This window comes from Mesorhizobium sp. M0029 (assembly GCF_040323735.1).
Classification (GTDB): domain Bacteria; phylum Pseudomonadota; class Alphaproteobacteria; order Rhizobiales; family Rhizobiaceae; genus Mesorhizobium.
In genome coordinates, this window is record NZ_JAMYVF010000023.1 from 1 (window position 1) to 14,471 (window position 14,471).

Consider the following 14,471-nt stretch of genomic DNA (forward strand, 5'->3'; position numbering starts at 1 on the left):
ACGCATAAAGCCCCGCAGCGAGCACGACGAGCCCCACCAGCGTGGATACGCTGCCACTTGCCAGAACGCGGTCATAGACCTGAAGCATGAACAGCGGCGAGATGAGCGCAAGCACGTTGACCACGCCGCTGATCAACACAATGCCCCAAATCGCGGAAGTCAGAGGGAAGGGTCTCAAAGCTGAATCCTTTAAGGAATGGTTGTCACGTAAGTCTCCGGAGGCTGGCGACCCAGCTCCCTATATTGCTCCCCGACCGGCAACCGACTGCATCCGCTCGCTGGTTCAGGATCAGTGCTCCCGCCGAATATGTTTGGTCCTGGCATTTAATGGAGCGGGTCAACAACACCGTCCGGCTGAAGGTTTGGAAGGGATTCATCGTGGTCGGCCGCAAGGGCCCGAACAGGCTTCCGCCTCCACACCTTCAGGCGCGTTCATATTCGTCATCGGACAATTGCAGAAATCGATTGCTTGGATAGGCACACATTTACGAAATGGATTCACTCTCGTTCGCTTCGCCCTTCTGCTGAGCAGTTGCGGGGTCGCAGGCGGCGGGGGATCGCCATCCATGCCTCCTCTCATAGTCGAGGGGGGGGCAGTTTCTCAATTTGGGGACAACTGAGACGTCCGGTGCTCTTAGGCAGAGGAATCATACGAGATCCCTCCTGCAACATCATTTCCCGCATCCACAGGCTTGCCGGATCACTATTGTGGAGCGCAGGCCATTGAACGGCCTCCGTGAATGCGGGAGGAAGTGGCGGCGGAAGTTTGACAATCCGCAGGGGTGTTGTTTTTGCGAAATGCTGCGCCAGCCGTAAGGGCATGGTCCCGATGCGGCTGGTGCCTGATACAACGGGCGGGATCAGGCTAAAGCCGTGTACGACAACTTCGATACGTCTCTCGAAACCGTGCTCGAGCAAATACCATTCCTCCATGGAGAGCTGCCGGGTGTCCCCGAATTTGAACACAACCTGCCCCATCGATAAGTATCGCTCCAATGTAAGTGGCTCTGACAGCTGCTTGTTCGTGCCGCAGCCTACGCACACGAGCATATCTTCGAACAGGGTTGCGCGAGGATGTTTCGACATGAATACTTCCGGCATGATCAGAAAATCAACGTCGCCGCGCCGGAGAAGCTCCTCGGGGTCGTCGGAAATAGGGAGACATTCAAAGCGGACGGCGGGAGCTTCCCGCGCAGCACGTTCTACGATCTTCTTAAAAAATACGAGCGTGATGTAATCGGAAAGGATAATCCGGAAGCGACGATCCGATTGGGCTGGGTTGAAGGCGTCCCAGGAAATAATCGATAGCTGGATGTGGAGCAATGCCTCCCTGACTGCTGGGGCGAGCCCCTCAGCGCGAGGTGTCAAAATGAGCTCGCGGCCGCTCATCGTAAATAGCTCATCGCTGAAATAGGCGCGTAACCGAGCAACGGCGGCGCTCATTGCCGGCTGGCTCAGGTTAATACTGCGGGCCGCCGCGGTGACTTTACGTTCCCTGACCAGAGCGTCCAACACAACGAGGAGATTCAGATCGAGTCCCTTAAAACGCATGTCTTGATCTAGGCGGCGTGTGAATGGGTTGCGACCAAACATTCAATTCGAATGGTGAGTAGCGTCAACGCATCAGCCTTCGACGAAAAAGAGCAATCGAAAAGAAGAAGGGCAAAACTGTGTATATGCAAAGCGCGCCGATATGCAGGCCCATTTTGTCAATCGGACGGCCAAGCATCGCTGGACGAATGAGGTCGATTGCATGTGCGAGCGGTAATAAGGAGGCAGCATACTGAAAAGCGCCGGGCAATTGGTTGATCGGAAACATCGCGCCGCAAAGGAACAGCATGGGTGTAATAACAAGCGTATTATAAAATATGAAATATTCATAACTGGGCGCAAGCGCCGTGACGACCATCGCTAGACTCGCGAAGGCGAGGCCATTGAGAGCGATGACTGGCAGCAAGCAGAGGATGGATGGCCACGATGCGTAGCCGAGCGTGGTGGCAACAATAGTGATTGCTGTGCCCGCCATGAGGGCCTTCGTGGCTGCCCACGCCAATTCGCCGAGTAAGATATCGCCGAGCGTCAGCTGAGTGCATAGCATTCCTTCCCAGGTGCGCTGGTCGCCCATGCGGCCGAAACTCCCGTAGACCGTTTCAGCGGTCGCCGATGCCATCACGCTTGTGGCAACCATGCCAGCCGCGAGAAACGCAATGTACGAAGAGCCCTCAACAGGACCTATCATTGTTCCGATGCCAAAGCCGAGACCGAACAGATAGATCATCGGATCGGCGAGGTTGCCGAGAACCGATGCAAGCCCGATTTTCTTCCATCCAAGATAGTTGCGGCGCCAAACCGCGACCCAATTCCACGCATTGGCGGGCATGCCCGCCGCATAACGTTCGCCCATTGTTCAGTCCTCCATCTCGCGCCCGGTTAACCGCAAAAACACATCCTCGAGATTGGGGGGACGCTGCAGAAGGCGTAGACCCGTGCGCCCGCGTAGCTGCGCCAGCACCTGCTCCGGATCGGGTGCATAGCAAAAAAGCGTCTCACCGCTCACCTCGATGCGCTGTGCGTACGGCCGGATCAGCGCACCCAGTTCATGCGGATTGCCGCCGTAGACCTCGACCACGTCACAGCCGATCTGCTCGTCAATGAGTTCGGACGGGCGACCTTCGGCGATCTTGCGCCCCTCCTCCATAACGCACAGCCGATCGCACAGCCGCTCGGCCTCTTCCATGAAATGGGTAGTCAAAAGAATAGTCTTGCCCCGCGCCAGCAGCGATCGCAGCCGATCCCAGATCAGGTGGCGGGCCTGCGGATCGAGGCCGGTGGTCGGCTCGTCCATCACCAGCAAGTGCGGGTCATTGATGAGCGCACGCGCGAGCGTCAGGCGCCGCTTCATGCCGCCGGACAGTTCGGCGACGCGCGCATCCGCTTTGTTCTCGAGGCGGGCGAACTCAAGCAGCGATGGTATGACCGCATCGATCTGGCGTCTGCTCATCCGGAAGTAGCGCCCGAACACCAGCAGGTTCTCGCGTACAGTGAACGCGGCATCAAGATTGTCGAACTGCGGGACCACGCCGATGCGCATACGTGCCAAACGCGCGCGCGCCGGCACTGGAGCGCCGAGCACAGTAATCTTCCCCGCATCAGGCGATGTCATGCCGAGGACCATACGCGCAATCGTGCTTTTGCCCGCGCCGTTCGGTCCCAAGAGCCCGAAGCATTCCCCCGCCGCAACGCGGAACGACAGCCTGTCGACAACGAGCTTGTCATAAGTTTTGCTTACGTCAGTAAGGTCGATCGCTATCATGGACATGGGTTCATTTTACCGAGAGGGACGACAAAACTGGCGGTTGCTTGGTTCCCTGCCGACCTGAAACTGTGACTCGTCTTCGCCATCCCCGCCGTCGATAACGAACTGATCGACATCACAAGGATCTAGCCGCTGCTCAGCTAAAGCGGCGACAATTGCGTCGAGATTATCGATGGATTGGTAACGCGGATCGTTGTGCCGCTTTTCCTGGTCATCGCAGAAGACGAGCCGTCCATCCTCGACCAGGGCGATCGCCCCATCATGGGTCAGCTTGGTACCACAGATGCGCATAGTGTCTCCACGTTAACGGCGATAGATTCGAGATTCATCAGGAAGCGGAAATCGGGTTCCGGAAACGGACGAGCAAGCAGTCTTCGTTGACGGACTCGCCCCGACACTCAAGCCGCTCTACCTCGATCAACGTTTCGTTCAGCATGGCCATGACCGGCTCAGCACCAGCGGCGTGACCCCAGCGACGGCAATTAGCATCCCTTGCCGATCCGAAGATCAGATGCCCGCCTGGCGCAAGCACCCGCACCAGGTTTTTGATGGCCGCGCGCATCTCGGCTATGTCTCCGAGGTAGTAGAGGACCTCCGCCACAACGATCACGTCAAACAACTCGTCGGTCGAAAACTGTTGAACATCGCAGACTATCCAGTTGATGCGCGACGGCTCCTTTATCCGTTGACGTGCTCGAGCAATCGCTTGCGCCACGACATCGATGACGGTGAGCCCTTGGCAGTAGGGGACTAGTTTTTCCGTGAATGCGCCGGCAGCGCACCCGACTTCGAGGGCATTTGTAATGGAGCCTTGGGCAAGCGCCAGCTGGAGCATTTGCGTGTGGCGCTTCCGCTCGAATGGATTGCCGTCGAGGCGCCACGGATCGTCAGCGGCCAATTCCCGATCAAGCAACTGATGATTCACGTTCTGGGTCAAACTCGTGCACCTCTCGTCCATTAGGTATTTGCGGTCAGTCGTCGCCGCAAATGTTGTCCGACAGGACTAATTCCGAAGAATCCCGCGCAAGATTGAGCCTGCGAAGCGGAGCCGAATGGGGCGAGAGTTCTGCCCTGCTGGAACCAGTGATCGGAGCTTGGGTGGGGGCCTGTTTTCCCCCAGTGTTCGATGTAGCGACAGCAGAGCTTCGCGACAGCCAATCGCTATTGCTCAAGGTACACAGCGCGTAGGCCTTCAACGGAAGCAAGAGAAAGACGTTGATGAACGTGTGCAGCGAAAAGCCAAGAAATCGAAATTGTCGAGCACGAAATGCTACCACGCTGCATCGGAGCATGGTCATGGACACAATCATCAGTCCTGTCCACCAAGGCACAGTGCCTGTCAGTGCGAAATGTGCGAGGCCCGTTAATACCGATAGGGCGAGGAGTAGCGCGCCGAGATTCTGTCCGACCACGTCCAACGTGAGATAGCTATTTAGGCTAGGCAGCAAGCGCAGCCCAAGCAGCGTGTCCCGGAATGTGCTTCGTGCCCAACGGAGTTGTTGGCGCAGATACGGTCCGAGTCTGTTCGGAACGACTGTGGCCGCGATGGCGCTCGGAACGTATTCGGTTCGAAAGCCTGCTTTCAGCATCAGGATAGTGAGATGGCGATCCTCACCGAAGTCGCTTGGCTTGCCCCGAAAAAATTGCGACTCGTACTGGTCCAGTAACAAAAGGAGCGCAGACCGGCGGTACATGGCACATGGGCCGCAACAGCACATAACGGCACCGAAGCGAGCCTGTGCCGCGCGCTCCTCGTTGCAAGCCAGCCAGTACTCCATGTCTATCAGCCTGGTCAGCCAGCTCTCGGTTCGGTTACTGGCCGTCAATTGACCCATGACTGCGCCGACCGCTGAATCTCGCATCTTCGGTACAAGCTTGGAAATGACGTCGGGCGCGAGTACCGTGTCTGAATCAACGTTAAGCACCAGATCCCCTGATGAGCGTCGTATCGCGGCGATCTGCGCCTTGCGCTTTCCAACATTCTCGGGAAGCAAAATGATGTCGAACCTGGGGTCGCGCGCGTAGTCTTCGTGGACAGTTCCTAAGGCTTCGCGATTTCCAGAACCGTCATCAACCAAATAGACCCGAAGTCTTCCGGCGTATTCTTGGTCTGCAATGGAAGCCAGGCACTCTGAAAGCGTGCGCGGATCCTCGTTGAAGCAGGGGACGATGACATCGACGCTGGGCAGTTTGTCGGAGCCGACGAGAACCTCCAACCCCGACGAATCCTTTGTCGGCATAGCATAAAGCCCTTGCATGCTCTTATAGGCAGTCGAGAGCAGTGCATAAAGCGAAATGGCCACAGTGCTGGTTGTACCAAGAAGAGTCATGGGATCTCGTTGTTCAGTGATGTTGAGGAAGTGAGCGGATTACAAATCCGCGCTCACGCAGTGCTGGAATCAGCCGGGACAGCGCCGTGACCGTCTGGTCGCGCATGCCGGCGTGAGCGCCCTGGCTCAACTCGCCGGGAGGGCATCCGTCGTGCAAGAGTACAATTGCGCCCGGCCGGACGGAGGCGAGCACTTTATCGATAATCGCCTCGACTCCAGGGCGAGACCAATCTCGAGGGTCGACGGACCAATGAAGGGCCGCCAGCCCGGCGATCTGTGATGCTGTGCAGACTTCTTCGCTCCAGGCGCCGTAGGGCGCGCGAACAAAGCGGACCGAGGCCTGCGGGCACGCTCTCATGATGGCGTCGTTCGCTTCAAAGACCTCACGTTGCACTTCGCCGAAACCGCATTGGTACAGATCCGGATGAGACATCGTGTGGTTGCCTACCTCGTGCCCTTCTGCGATCATCCGTTGGATTAGATATGGGTGCTCTAAGGCGTAGGCGCCGATGACGAAGAAAGTCGCCGGCACTCGCTGCTCTGCCAGCACGTCGAGAATCTCCGGTGTGAAAAGTGGATTGGGACCGTCGTCAAACGTCAGATAAACGCTTCGACGGCCGGTGCCGTCAGAGCACTCACGGCGCACTTCGTACAAGCAATCGGACCGGCTCATAGCTCTGGTCCGTTCCGATCTATCATCGTGCCCGTGGGCCATTCGCTGATCGGCCGTCCAACTGGCAGAACAATTGTGAGTGCGTCATCGATGCGTGTGGGCGGCAGGTCGAGGCGGGCCTCTGGTCGGGTGGAGCGCACGCGAATTCCCGACAAAACGGCCATAGGGCTGTATCGCCGTCCGAACCTCTCAACATGATTCCGCAGCGCGTCCCTGACCGTTCCGAAAGCGAATGGAACGCCAAGCTCCTGCAGTATTGGAAGCATGACATGGATTGAATGGGCGATTCCCAGACCCTCAAGGTCCGGACGTACCCCGTACAGGCCCAGTTCAGCCACCAACAGGTCGACCGCGTCGACCTTGATGAAACGGCGCAGTATGCCCATGTGAGCCGCTACACCGCTTGAATCATAGGCGATTACGCGGAGTTCAGGCCTGGCTCCGGCCCAGCTTCGACTACCTTCGAACGGTTCTGCGTTGGACGCCCCAGTCGGCCCGTACGTATCACGAAAGAACTCGGCGAGCTTAACGTGATCGGAGAGCTGCAACTCGTTTTCCCAGCACAACTTCCACTGCACCTGATGGCGCATTCAGGACCTCTCTTCATATTGGTTTTTGCGGCCGCATTACTCGACCAAAGCGGCGTTGTTGGCTGCACTCAGCCGTTGTCGTTGGCGAAGGTGAGCCAGACACTCTCTCGAAGTTCCGGCCCGTGTCGTCGATTTGAGCTTGACGTCGCTCATTTACGTTCCTCTAATGCATGGCTCGTAAATTCGTAAAATTGATTGTTTGAATGATACGCATCCACACGTTGGATAGAACATGACATGCGTTTTAAAGGGCTGGATCTAAATCTCCTCGTTGTGCTGGACGCTCTGATGAGGGAGCGTAAAGTCACTGCCGCGGCTCGCAGTATCAACCTGAGCCAGCCGGCCATGAGCGCCGCCGTTGCTCGGTTACGCGCCTATTTCAACGATGAGCTATTTACGATGAACGGCCGCGAGCTCATTTTGACACCGCGCGCCGACGGGCTCGCTCCAGCAGTCCGGGATGCATTGCTGCACATCCAGCTATCGATTATTTCCCCCGACGCCTTCAACCCGGCCCAATCGGATCGCCTCTTCCGAATCATGCTTTCCGATTACATCACGCTCGTATTTTTTAGGACGATAGTAGAGCGCGCTGCGCGGGAAGCTCCCGCCGTTCGCTTTGAATGTCTGCCTATTTGCGACGACCCCGAGGAGCTTCTCCGGCGCGGCGACGTTGATTTTCTAATCATGCCGGAAGTGTTCATGTCGAAACATCCTCGCGCAGCCCTGTTCGAAGATAAGCTCGTAGGCGTAGGCTGCGGCACGAACAAGCAGCTGTCGGAGCCACTTACATTCGAGCGATACTTGTGCATGGGACATGTTGTGCTCAAATTCAGGCACACCCGGCAGCCCACCATGGAGGAATGGTATTTGCTCGAGCACGGTTTCGAGAGACGTATCGAAGTTGTCGTACAGGGCTTTAGCCTGATCCCGCCCGTCCTGTCAGGCACCAACCGCATCGGAACCATGCCCTTACGGCTGGCGCAGCATTTCGCAAAAACAACACCCCTGCGGATTGTCCAACTTCCGCCGCCACTTCCTCCTCCTGCATTCACGGAAGCCGTCCAATGGCCTGAGCTTCACAATAGTGATCCGGCAAGCATGTGGATGCGGGAAATGATGTTGCAGGAGGCATCTCGCCTGGCGCCTTTGCCTGAAATCATTGAGCGTCTCGGGCACGCCGATCCGACCTTTCGTTTCTTGGTACCGACTGCCACCTCGAAATCGCGTGCGAAGTCCCGGAAGATGTTGAGCCCCACCTAATCACCGCCTGTAAGACAGGCTGATCAGCATGTTCGACAAGCGCCGGCGCGGCGCGTGTTACCTACGTTCTGGGGCTGATCTCAGGCGAGTTGCTCGTCGAGGATGTGTGGCAGAGTGATGCCAGCTGCCTTGATTGCCCGCTTTGGCCGTAGGTGGTGACGACGCGAGCATTCTTTTCGATGGCGGCTTCTGGAGGCGGACGCGATCGCGTAGGAGCGGTTGCCCTTCGGGCGTCGGGCCTTTGGCCCGGCAGAGCGGCGCAGTTCCTTGCTAAGTGCGAGGGGCCGGAACGAGCAGAACACACGCCCGGGCTGCTACTGAATTGACTGCCGCCTCGATTTGCGTGCGAAGTCCCAGAAGATGGTTAGCCCGGTTAAATTCCTACCTTGCCGGCTGTGCCGCGGCTTTTCACGTGCAGCCAGGCGAGGAGATGGCGGTCGACGAGGTCGACGCCAAATGGACTGTGCTGGCCTCGCTCGGCTCCTGCCGTGCGGGATCATTGACCACACCCCCTGCACGAGAACGTGGGGCATGTTGGCAAGGAAGCCGGTGGAGGTTGACGCTGCGGATCTAGGCAATCTACCTCGCGCTTCCGCCTTCATATATTTTCCGGCAGATGGATGTCGAACGGCAGAAATGTCTGTCCGGGTGTTTCGGCGGTGCCGGTCTCGATAGCCCGTGTCATCAGCGTTATCAGCTCCTGGCAAAGCCGGCGCATTGGCGTGGCGACCGCCATCGTGACGATGTTATCTGCAAGCGCTGCCCGAGACTCAGGTGTGATTTCATTCACGATCGCGACGAGATCCCGACTTTTGCCCTCTTCTCGGAGCGCGGAGATGGCGCCCTCCATGCCGCCGCCGGCGACATAGAAGCCGACGAGCTCGGGCTCCCGCTGCATGAGATCAAGCGTTGCCTCGTAGGTGATCTGCCGTTTCTCGAGGTTCATGACCGGATCCAGCACCTCGAACGTGGGCGCGTTCTCACGGCAATAGGAGCGAAAGCCGACGTCACGGAGCTCGTGCCCCTGGAAACGATGGCTGCCGACAAACACCGCCACTTTGCCGGGCCGTTTTGCGACCTTGGACACCATCCAAGCGGCCGTGCGCCCCACCTTGCGGTTGTTGAGGCCGATATACCCCTGTCGCACGCCGGCGGCGAAGTCGGAAAGCAGCGAGAAAACCGGAATGCCCTTGGCCTTGAGGTCCTCAACCGCTGCTGTGATTTTCGGGTGGTCCGGTGCCACCATCGCGATTGCATGGCAGCGTGCGCCCAACTCCTTGAGCGGCGCGATCAGGTCGCTCGGCATATGTGACGGGGCGAATTCGACGAGCGGAATGCCGTGGAAGGACTGGGCCAAATTGACCGATGCTTCGACCTCGCGCGCAAAATCTTGGTAGAAATGCTGGGCCGGTTTTCTCAAGATGAAGCCCAGACGGTAGTGCGGTAGGTCTCGCCGCAACCGCTGCTTGATTAGCCCGGCAGCATGATAGCCGATCGCCTGGGCGGCGTCGTGGACCCGCCGCGCGGTCTCCTCGCGCACCGGATGGCGGGCGTTCAGAACCCGATCGATCGTTGCTACGCTGACTCGGGCTTCGCGGGCGAGATCGGCAATTGTGGGGCGCTTGGTCATAGGTCCTATTCTGATTGGTTTTTGACGCGGGCCGGCTCTCTGTCCGCCTAACGCGTTTCGGTTTCGGGTGGCAAAGTGAAGACGTCCCCATACGAATGGGCACAGCGTGTTGGACGAACATCATTGCAGACGTAAACCGGCCGGGTATACTGAAAGGCTCATTCGCTTAAAGGGCGGTGACGATTTGCACTCACACATTTAGCGCTTCTGATACATGGTCCGTGAGGAGCCGTTTAGAGGCTGCGGGTCGGTCGTTCAGTTATGTGACCAGCTAAGCGACTTCACAGGTCGTGGGCCGCCCACCTTACTTGCAGGAGGGTAGCCGGTTTGATGCCTCGGTAAGCTGATGACCGCTGAAGGCAGCTTTCATCTGTGCTCGGTCCAACTCTCCTTCCCAGCGTGCGACGACGAGGGATGCCACTGCGTTGCCGACGCAATTCGTCAGCGCCCGGCATTCGGACATGAATCGGTCGATGCCGAGTATCAGTGCCATCCCAGCAACGGGAACACTCGGAACTACCGCGAGCGTAGCCGCCAGGGTGATGAAGCCCGCACCTGTCACACCTGCAGCGCCCTTGGAGGAAAGCATTGCTACGAGCAGCAGCAGCACCTGATCGCCGATGGACAGATCCGTGTTCGTCGCCTGTGCGATGAAGAGAGCCGCTAGCGTCATGTAGATATTCGTGCCGTCCAGATTGAACGAATATCCGGCCGGGATGACGAGACCCACAACCGAACGCCTGGCGCCCGCCTTCTCCATTTTCTCCATCAGCGACGGGAGCGCCGCCTCCGAGGAGGACGTTGCGAGGACAAGCAGCAGCTCTTCCTTGATGTAACGAATGAGAGAACAAATCGAAAAGCCGTTGTAACGGCAGACTGCGCCGAGAACCCCGAACACGAAGAGGAAGGCGGTGAAATAGAACGTCGCGACCAGCATCGCGAGGTTGACTACCGAACCGATGCCATATCTGCCGATGGTGAAGGCCATCGCGCCAAAAGCGCCGATCGGCGCGGCCTTCATCAGAATTCCGACGAGCTTGAAGACAGGCACAATGAGCGCCTGGAGGAAGGAAACGACAGGCTTGCCCGTCTCTCCGGCCATCGCAAGCGCCATGCCGAACAGAACCGAGAAGAACAGCACCTGCAGGATGTCGCCTTCCGCGAAGGCACCGACGATCGTTGGCGGGATAATGTTCATCAGGAAGCCGGTGACCGACTGCGCTTTGGCTTTTGCGGCATAGGTATTCACGGCCTGGACATCGAGCGAGGCCGGATCGATGTTCAGGCCGTCGCCAGGCTGGACGACATTGGCGACGATGAGGCCGACGATCAGCGCGAGCGTTGAGAAGGTGAGGAAATAAACCATTGCCTTGCCGGCGACCCGGCCGACCTTATGAAGATCGTTCATGCCGGCAATGCCGGTCGCAATTGTCAGGAAGATGACAGGCGCGATGATCATCTTGACCAGCTTGATGAAGGCATCACCCAGCGGCTTCAGGCTCTCGCCGGTCTCCGGATAAAAATAGCCAATTGCGACGCCGAGCGCGATGGCGGCAAGCACCTGGGCGTAGAGCTTGGTGTAGAAGGGTTTGCGGGGGGGCGCGGGACTCGCGCCGCGGACTTGTGCAGCTGACACTGTTTCTCTCTCCCTGACCGGATCGAGGTGGCGTGACTTCTCCCGGGCTTCTCCCTATCGCGGCGCTCCGGTCGAACGCTGCACCAACGCCGCCGCAATACCCATGCCAGATGAATCCGCATCACCTGAACTGATGTGGGCTCGCCAATGATGGAGGAGCGGTGTCAGACCAGCGGGCAAGGCCGCGGTCCGAACGCCCTTGATGGTCTCTGGCAGAGTGCTGCCGGTCGATCCCTCTGGCTAGCGGTTTTGCTGCACAGAGCGTGGTGGGTTCCTCGTTAGCCGGCTTTGGACCGGGCCCCATCGTTGGCGCCAGCGCGTACCAATAGGTCGCCTGTTCAAGGCCGTCCAGATGACAGGCTAACTTACCCCTGTTCGGAAGCGCTCGTTTCTAGACAGCCTACGACCATGCAGCCACTGCAATCACAGAATAAATTCGGACGGCCTTTTGGACGACCCATTTTGCAAATCAACGCCCGCAGCAGGGGCAGCCGTTTCCAAGCGGTCGCATCGTAATCTGTTCAGACTTTTCGATACGCTCATTGAGTGTGCCGATTTCGGCCCCCAGTGATGATGCTGACCACGACGATGCGATTCATAAAGTTGCGAGCACCGCCTAGGAAGTCGTACTCAACGCCAGCTTCGCGCCTTCACACCCGACATCGCCGCCGCCTGATCAACTCGAGAAAGATGGCGGTTGCCGCAACCGACCAGTGCCGTTGGCGGTTATTATCGCTCCCGACCCTCCTTCGCGGGCGCTGGTGAATGGCACGGCCCCGCATTTACACTCCGCGCGGTCAGCCGCTCGGGCAACGCATGGCCGGCCCGTATTTCTGCTTCAACGCAAGATAGAACTGATGAATCCTATCATAGGCCGCGAGGTTTCCTTTCACAGATGAAAGAAAGCTCGATTGACTATGCCGCCTCGCTCCAGTCTTTTGAAAACAACGTGTGTTTGCCCGGGGCAAGCCAATAACATGGCCAAGCCTCGTGGAGGGAGTAGCCAAGCGATGCGTCAGGGCTAGACCCGCTTTGCACTCGACCACACGGCGGCGGCACGAGTTCACGTCGGAGCATTTTCGCGCGTGCCCACGATGTCGCGGCGCACATGCCGCCAGCCTAGATTTGATGGCGCGAGATCGAGGATCACATGCACCACAACATTAGCAAGTCAGAACAGAATGCCCGCGACTGCGGCATATCGCTGCCGAATGCGATAAAGGGTTGTCCAAAGTCCGACACGAATCCTGCGAGTGTGGCATTGCACGAGCGCGCGCTAACCGGCATCTTCGAAATATCGAAAGTACTCGCCGATGCCGCCCGGCTCGAACTCAAGTTGGCCAAGGTAGTCGATCTCCTGCACTCGTTTGTGCAGATGCGGCACGGCATCATCGCTCTCTGCGATGCCGAGGGCGGACTGGACATCACAGTGGCCAGCGGCTGCGGCACGAACGGCAATGAGCCCTCCCGCTCGCGCCTGCCGCGCAACGCCATCGACCAGATTGTGACGACCGACACGCCGCTTGTCGCCGACGACATAGTGATGCATCCGACCTTCACTGCCGCTGATATCGAGGTGCTTGGGGCCTCCGACACCGTGTCGTTCATCGGCGTTCCCATTCGTGTTGATGGGAACGCCATAGGCGCGCTGACTTTGGACCGGGTTTTGGAAAGCAGGTCAAGCTATCGGCTCGACGATGATGTCCGGCTGCTTACCATGATTGCCAACATGGTGGGACAGACAGTCAAGTTGCATCGCTTCTCCGCGGTCGACCGCGAGCGAACGCCGGAGCTGGAACATCGGCTGCAAACGAAATTTTCTGATGTTAAGCACCCTGCACCCCGGCGCAAAAAGGTCCACGTCGAGGGGATGATTGGTGACAGTCCGGCTATAAGCGCCCTGCTGGAGAAGATCGCGGTCGTAGCGAAGGCAAAAACCACAGTTCTGTTGCGAGGTGAGTCCGGTACCGGGAAGGAGCTGGCTGCCAAGGCAATTCACGAGTTGTCGCCGCGCGCCAAGCGGCCCTTCGTTAAACTCAATTGTGCAGCGCTCCCAGAGACAGTCCTGGAATCCGAATTGTTCGGTCATGAGAAGGGTGCCTTCACAAGCGCATTCAATTCCCGCAAGGGGCGTTTTGAGCTCGCTGACAAGGGGACGTTGTTTCTGGATGAGATCGGCGAGATCTCGGCCTCGTTCCAGGCAAAGCTACTGCGCGTGCTGCAGGAGCAGGAGTTTGAGCGCGTCGGCAGCAATCAGACCATCAAGGTCGATGTTCGCGTGATTGCCGCCACGAACAGGAACCTGGAAGAGGCGGTTGCAAGGAATGAGTTCCGCGCCGACCTATACTACCGCATCAACGTGGTTCCCTTGCTGGTACCAGCATTGCGCCAAAGGCGCAGCGATATTCCGCTCCTCGCAGCTGAGTTTCTCAAGAAGTTCAACGACGAGAACGGCTGTACGCTCACCTTCGATCCGCGTGCGATTGAAGTGCTGATGAAATGTGAGTTTCCCGGCAACATTCGCGAGCTTGAAAATTGCGTGCACCGGACAGCGATCCTGGCCGAGGGACTGTCAATCGGGAGAAACGACTTTGCCTGCTCCCAAGGCCAATGCTTTGCCGAGGCGCTGTGGAAGTGCAGATCGGGCAAGGCCGCGCTGCAACCACCGCCGATCCTGCCGGAGTCAGCGAATTTGGCCACGCCCCCGGACGAGGCCGCCAGTTCGGCCGCGACTAACCCACTTGCCGGCGCAACCCACCCAATTGGCGCGAGGACGCCCGATATAGAGCGCGTCATTGCTGCCATGGAAAGATGTGGCTGGGTGCAGGCAAAGGCAGCGCGCTTGCTTGGGCTGACCCCGCGCCAGATTGGCTACGTGCTGAGGAAATACGGCGTCGAGATCAAGCGTCTTTGAAAGCATGACCCTGGGCATGAGCTGAGCAGCTTAGCGCCTTGGCGCCGCGCAGCGATGCAGATCCGCGTGCGCGTCAACTCGATTCGACCGAGGACAGGTGGCTGAATTCCCATGTCAGC

At 58.4% G+C, this 14,471-nt stretch carries 11 protein-coding genes and 3 pseudogenes; 2 read left to right on the top strand and 12 right to left on the bottom strand.

The features are described 5' to 3' along the window. The 9 genes and pseudogenes from NKJ76_RS27660 to NKJ76_RS27700 all read right to left on the bottom strand — a co-directional run. Positions 1 to 178, bottom strand: a pseudogene (locus NKJ76_RS27660) (type I secretion system permease/ATPase); the annotation flags it as partial. A 398-nt stretch (positions 179 to 576) separates the two neighbouring features. Then, positions 577 to 1,551 carry a LysR family transcriptional regulator gene (locus NKJ76_RS27665; RefSeq protein ID WP_023835193.1) on the bottom strand — a complete coding sequence of 325 codons (975 nt, stop codon included), beginning with the start codon at positions 1,549 to 1,551 and terminating at the stop codon, positions 577 to 579. Between the two features lie 64 nt (positions 1,552 to 1,615). Then, positions 1,616 to 2,404 (bottom strand): ABC transporter permease, encoded by a 789-nt coding sequence (locus tag NKJ76_RS27670; protein ID WP_023672240.1) that lies wholly within the window; start codon positions 2,402 to 2,404, stop codon positions 1,616 to 1,618. A gap of 3 nt (positions 2,405 to 2,407) precedes the next feature. Next, on the bottom strand, positions 2,408 to 3,319 hold the full coding sequence (gene nodI, locus NKJ76_RS27675) for a nodulation factor ABC transporter ATP-binding protein NodI (RefSeq protein ID WP_023685034.1): 912 nt from the start codon (positions 3,317 to 3,319) through the stop codon (positions 2,408 to 2,410). Positions 3,320 to 3,373: 54 nt separating this feature from the next. Next, positions 3,374 to 3,607 (bottom strand): annotated as a pseudogene (locus tag NKJ76_RS27680) (carbamoyltransferase N-terminal domain-containing protein); the annotation flags it as partial. A 37-nt stretch (positions 3,608 to 3,644) separates the two neighbouring features. Beyond that, positions 3,645 to 4,274: a nodulation methyltransferase NodS gene (nodS, locus tag NKJ76_RS27685; RefSeq protein ID WP_023672237.1), complete on the bottom strand. Its 630-nt coding sequence runs from the start codon at positions 4,272 to 4,274 to the stop codon at positions 3,645 to 3,647. A gap of 13 nt (positions 4,275 to 4,287) precedes the next feature. Then, on the bottom strand, positions 4,288 to 5,646 hold the full coding sequence (nodC, locus tag NKJ76_RS27690; protein ID WP_023829773.1) for a chitooligosaccharide synthase NodC: 1,359 nt from the start codon (positions 5,644 to 5,646) through the stop codon (positions 4,288 to 4,290). Between the two features lie 13 nt (positions 5,647 to 5,659). Beyond that, complete coding sequence (gene nodB, locus NKJ76_RS27695) at positions 5,660 to 6,319, bottom strand: chitooligosaccharide deacetylase NodB (protein WP_023672235.1); 660 nt, start codon at positions 6,317 to 6,319, stop codon at positions 5,660 to 5,662. Beyond that, positions 6,316 to 6,909, bottom strand: coding sequence for a NodA family N-acyltransferase (locus NKJ76_RS27700; protein WP_023694280.1), 594 nt, complete (start codon positions 6,907 to 6,909; stop codon positions 6,316 to 6,318). The genes nodB and NKJ76_RS27700 overlap by 4 nt, the downstream gene beginning before the upstream one ends. 237 nt (positions 6,910 to 7,146) lie before the next feature. On the opposite strand from NKJ76_RS27700, the gene NKJ76_RS27705 reads away from it, so the two are divergent. Continuing rightward, on the top strand, positions 7,147 to 8,172 hold the full coding sequence (locus NKJ76_RS27705; protein WP_023685028.1) for a LysR family transcriptional regulator: 1,026 nt from the start codon (positions 7,147 to 7,149) through the stop codon (positions 8,170 to 8,172). An 80-nt stretch (positions 8,173 to 8,252) separates the two neighbouring features. Here the strand turns inward: NKJ76_RS27705 and NKJ76_RS32485 are convergent. From NKJ76_RS32485 to NKJ76_RS27715, 3 genes and pseudogenes are all read right to left on the bottom strand, one after another. After that, a pseudogene (locus tag NKJ76_RS32485) lies at positions 8,253 to 8,480 on the bottom strand (IS1634 family transposase); the annotation flags it as partial. A 290-nt stretch (positions 8,481 to 8,770) separates the two neighbouring features. Continuing rightward, a complete protein-coding gene (locus tag NKJ76_RS27710; RefSeq protein WP_023672231.1) occupies positions 8,771 to 9,802 on the bottom strand; it encodes a LacI family DNA-binding transcriptional regulator in 1,032 nt (343 codons plus the stop codon). A 304-nt stretch (positions 9,803 to 10,106) separates the two neighbouring features. After that, a complete protein-coding gene (locus NKJ76_RS27715; RefSeq protein ID WP_031215335.1) occupies positions 10,107 to 11,438 on the bottom strand; it encodes a dicarboxylate/amino acid:cation symporter in 1,332 nt (443 codons plus the stop codon). Between the two features lie 1,150 nt (positions 11,439 to 12,588). On the opposite strand from NKJ76_RS27715, the gene nifA reads away from it, so the two are divergent. Then, complete coding sequence (nifA, locus tag NKJ76_RS27720; protein WP_023672228.1) at positions 12,589 to 14,352, top strand: nif-specific transcriptional activator NifA; 1,764 nt, start codon at positions 12,589 to 12,591, stop codon at positions 14,350 to 14,352. The last annotated feature ends 119 nt before the right edge of the window (positions 14,353 to 14,471 follow it).

Coding starts and splice junctions, on each gene's coding strand:
- NKJ76_RS27665 (WP_023835193.1), bottom strand. CDS start 1,551: ATGCGTTTTAAGGGACTCGATCTGAATCTCCTCGTTGTGTTGGACGCT.
- NKJ76_RS27670 (WP_023672240.1), bottom strand. CDS start 2,404: ATGGGCGAACGTTATGCGGCGGGCATGCCCGCCAATGCGTGGAATTGG.
- nodI (WP_023685034.1), bottom strand. CDS start 3,319: ATGTCCATGATAGCGATCGACCTTACTGACGTAAGCAAAACTTATGAC.
- nodS (WP_023672237.1), bottom strand. CDS start 4,274: ATGGACGAGAGGTGCACGAGTTTGACCCAGAACGTGAATCATCAGTTG.
- nodC (WP_023829773.1), bottom strand. CDS start 5,646: ATGACTCTTCTTGGTACAACCAGCACTGTGGCCATTTCGCTTTATGCA.
- nodB (WP_023672235.1), bottom strand. CDS start 6,319: ATGAGCCGGTCCGATTGCTTGTACGAAGTGCGCCGTGAGTGCTCTGAC.
- NKJ76_RS27700 (WP_023694280.1), bottom strand. CDS start 6,909: ATGCGCCATCAGGTGCAGTGGAAGTTGTGCTGGGAAAACGAGTTGCAG.
- NKJ76_RS27705 (WP_023685028.1), top strand. CDS start 7,147: ATGCGTTTTAAAGGGCTGGATCTAAATCTCCTCGTTGTGCTGGACGCT.
- NKJ76_RS27710 (WP_023672231.1), bottom strand. CDS start 9,802: ATGACCAAGCGCCCCACAATTGCCGATCTCGCCCGCGAAGCCCGAGTC.
- nifA (WP_023672228.1), top strand. CDS start 12,589: ATGCACCACAACATTAGCAAGTCAGAACAGAATGCCCGCGACTGCGGC.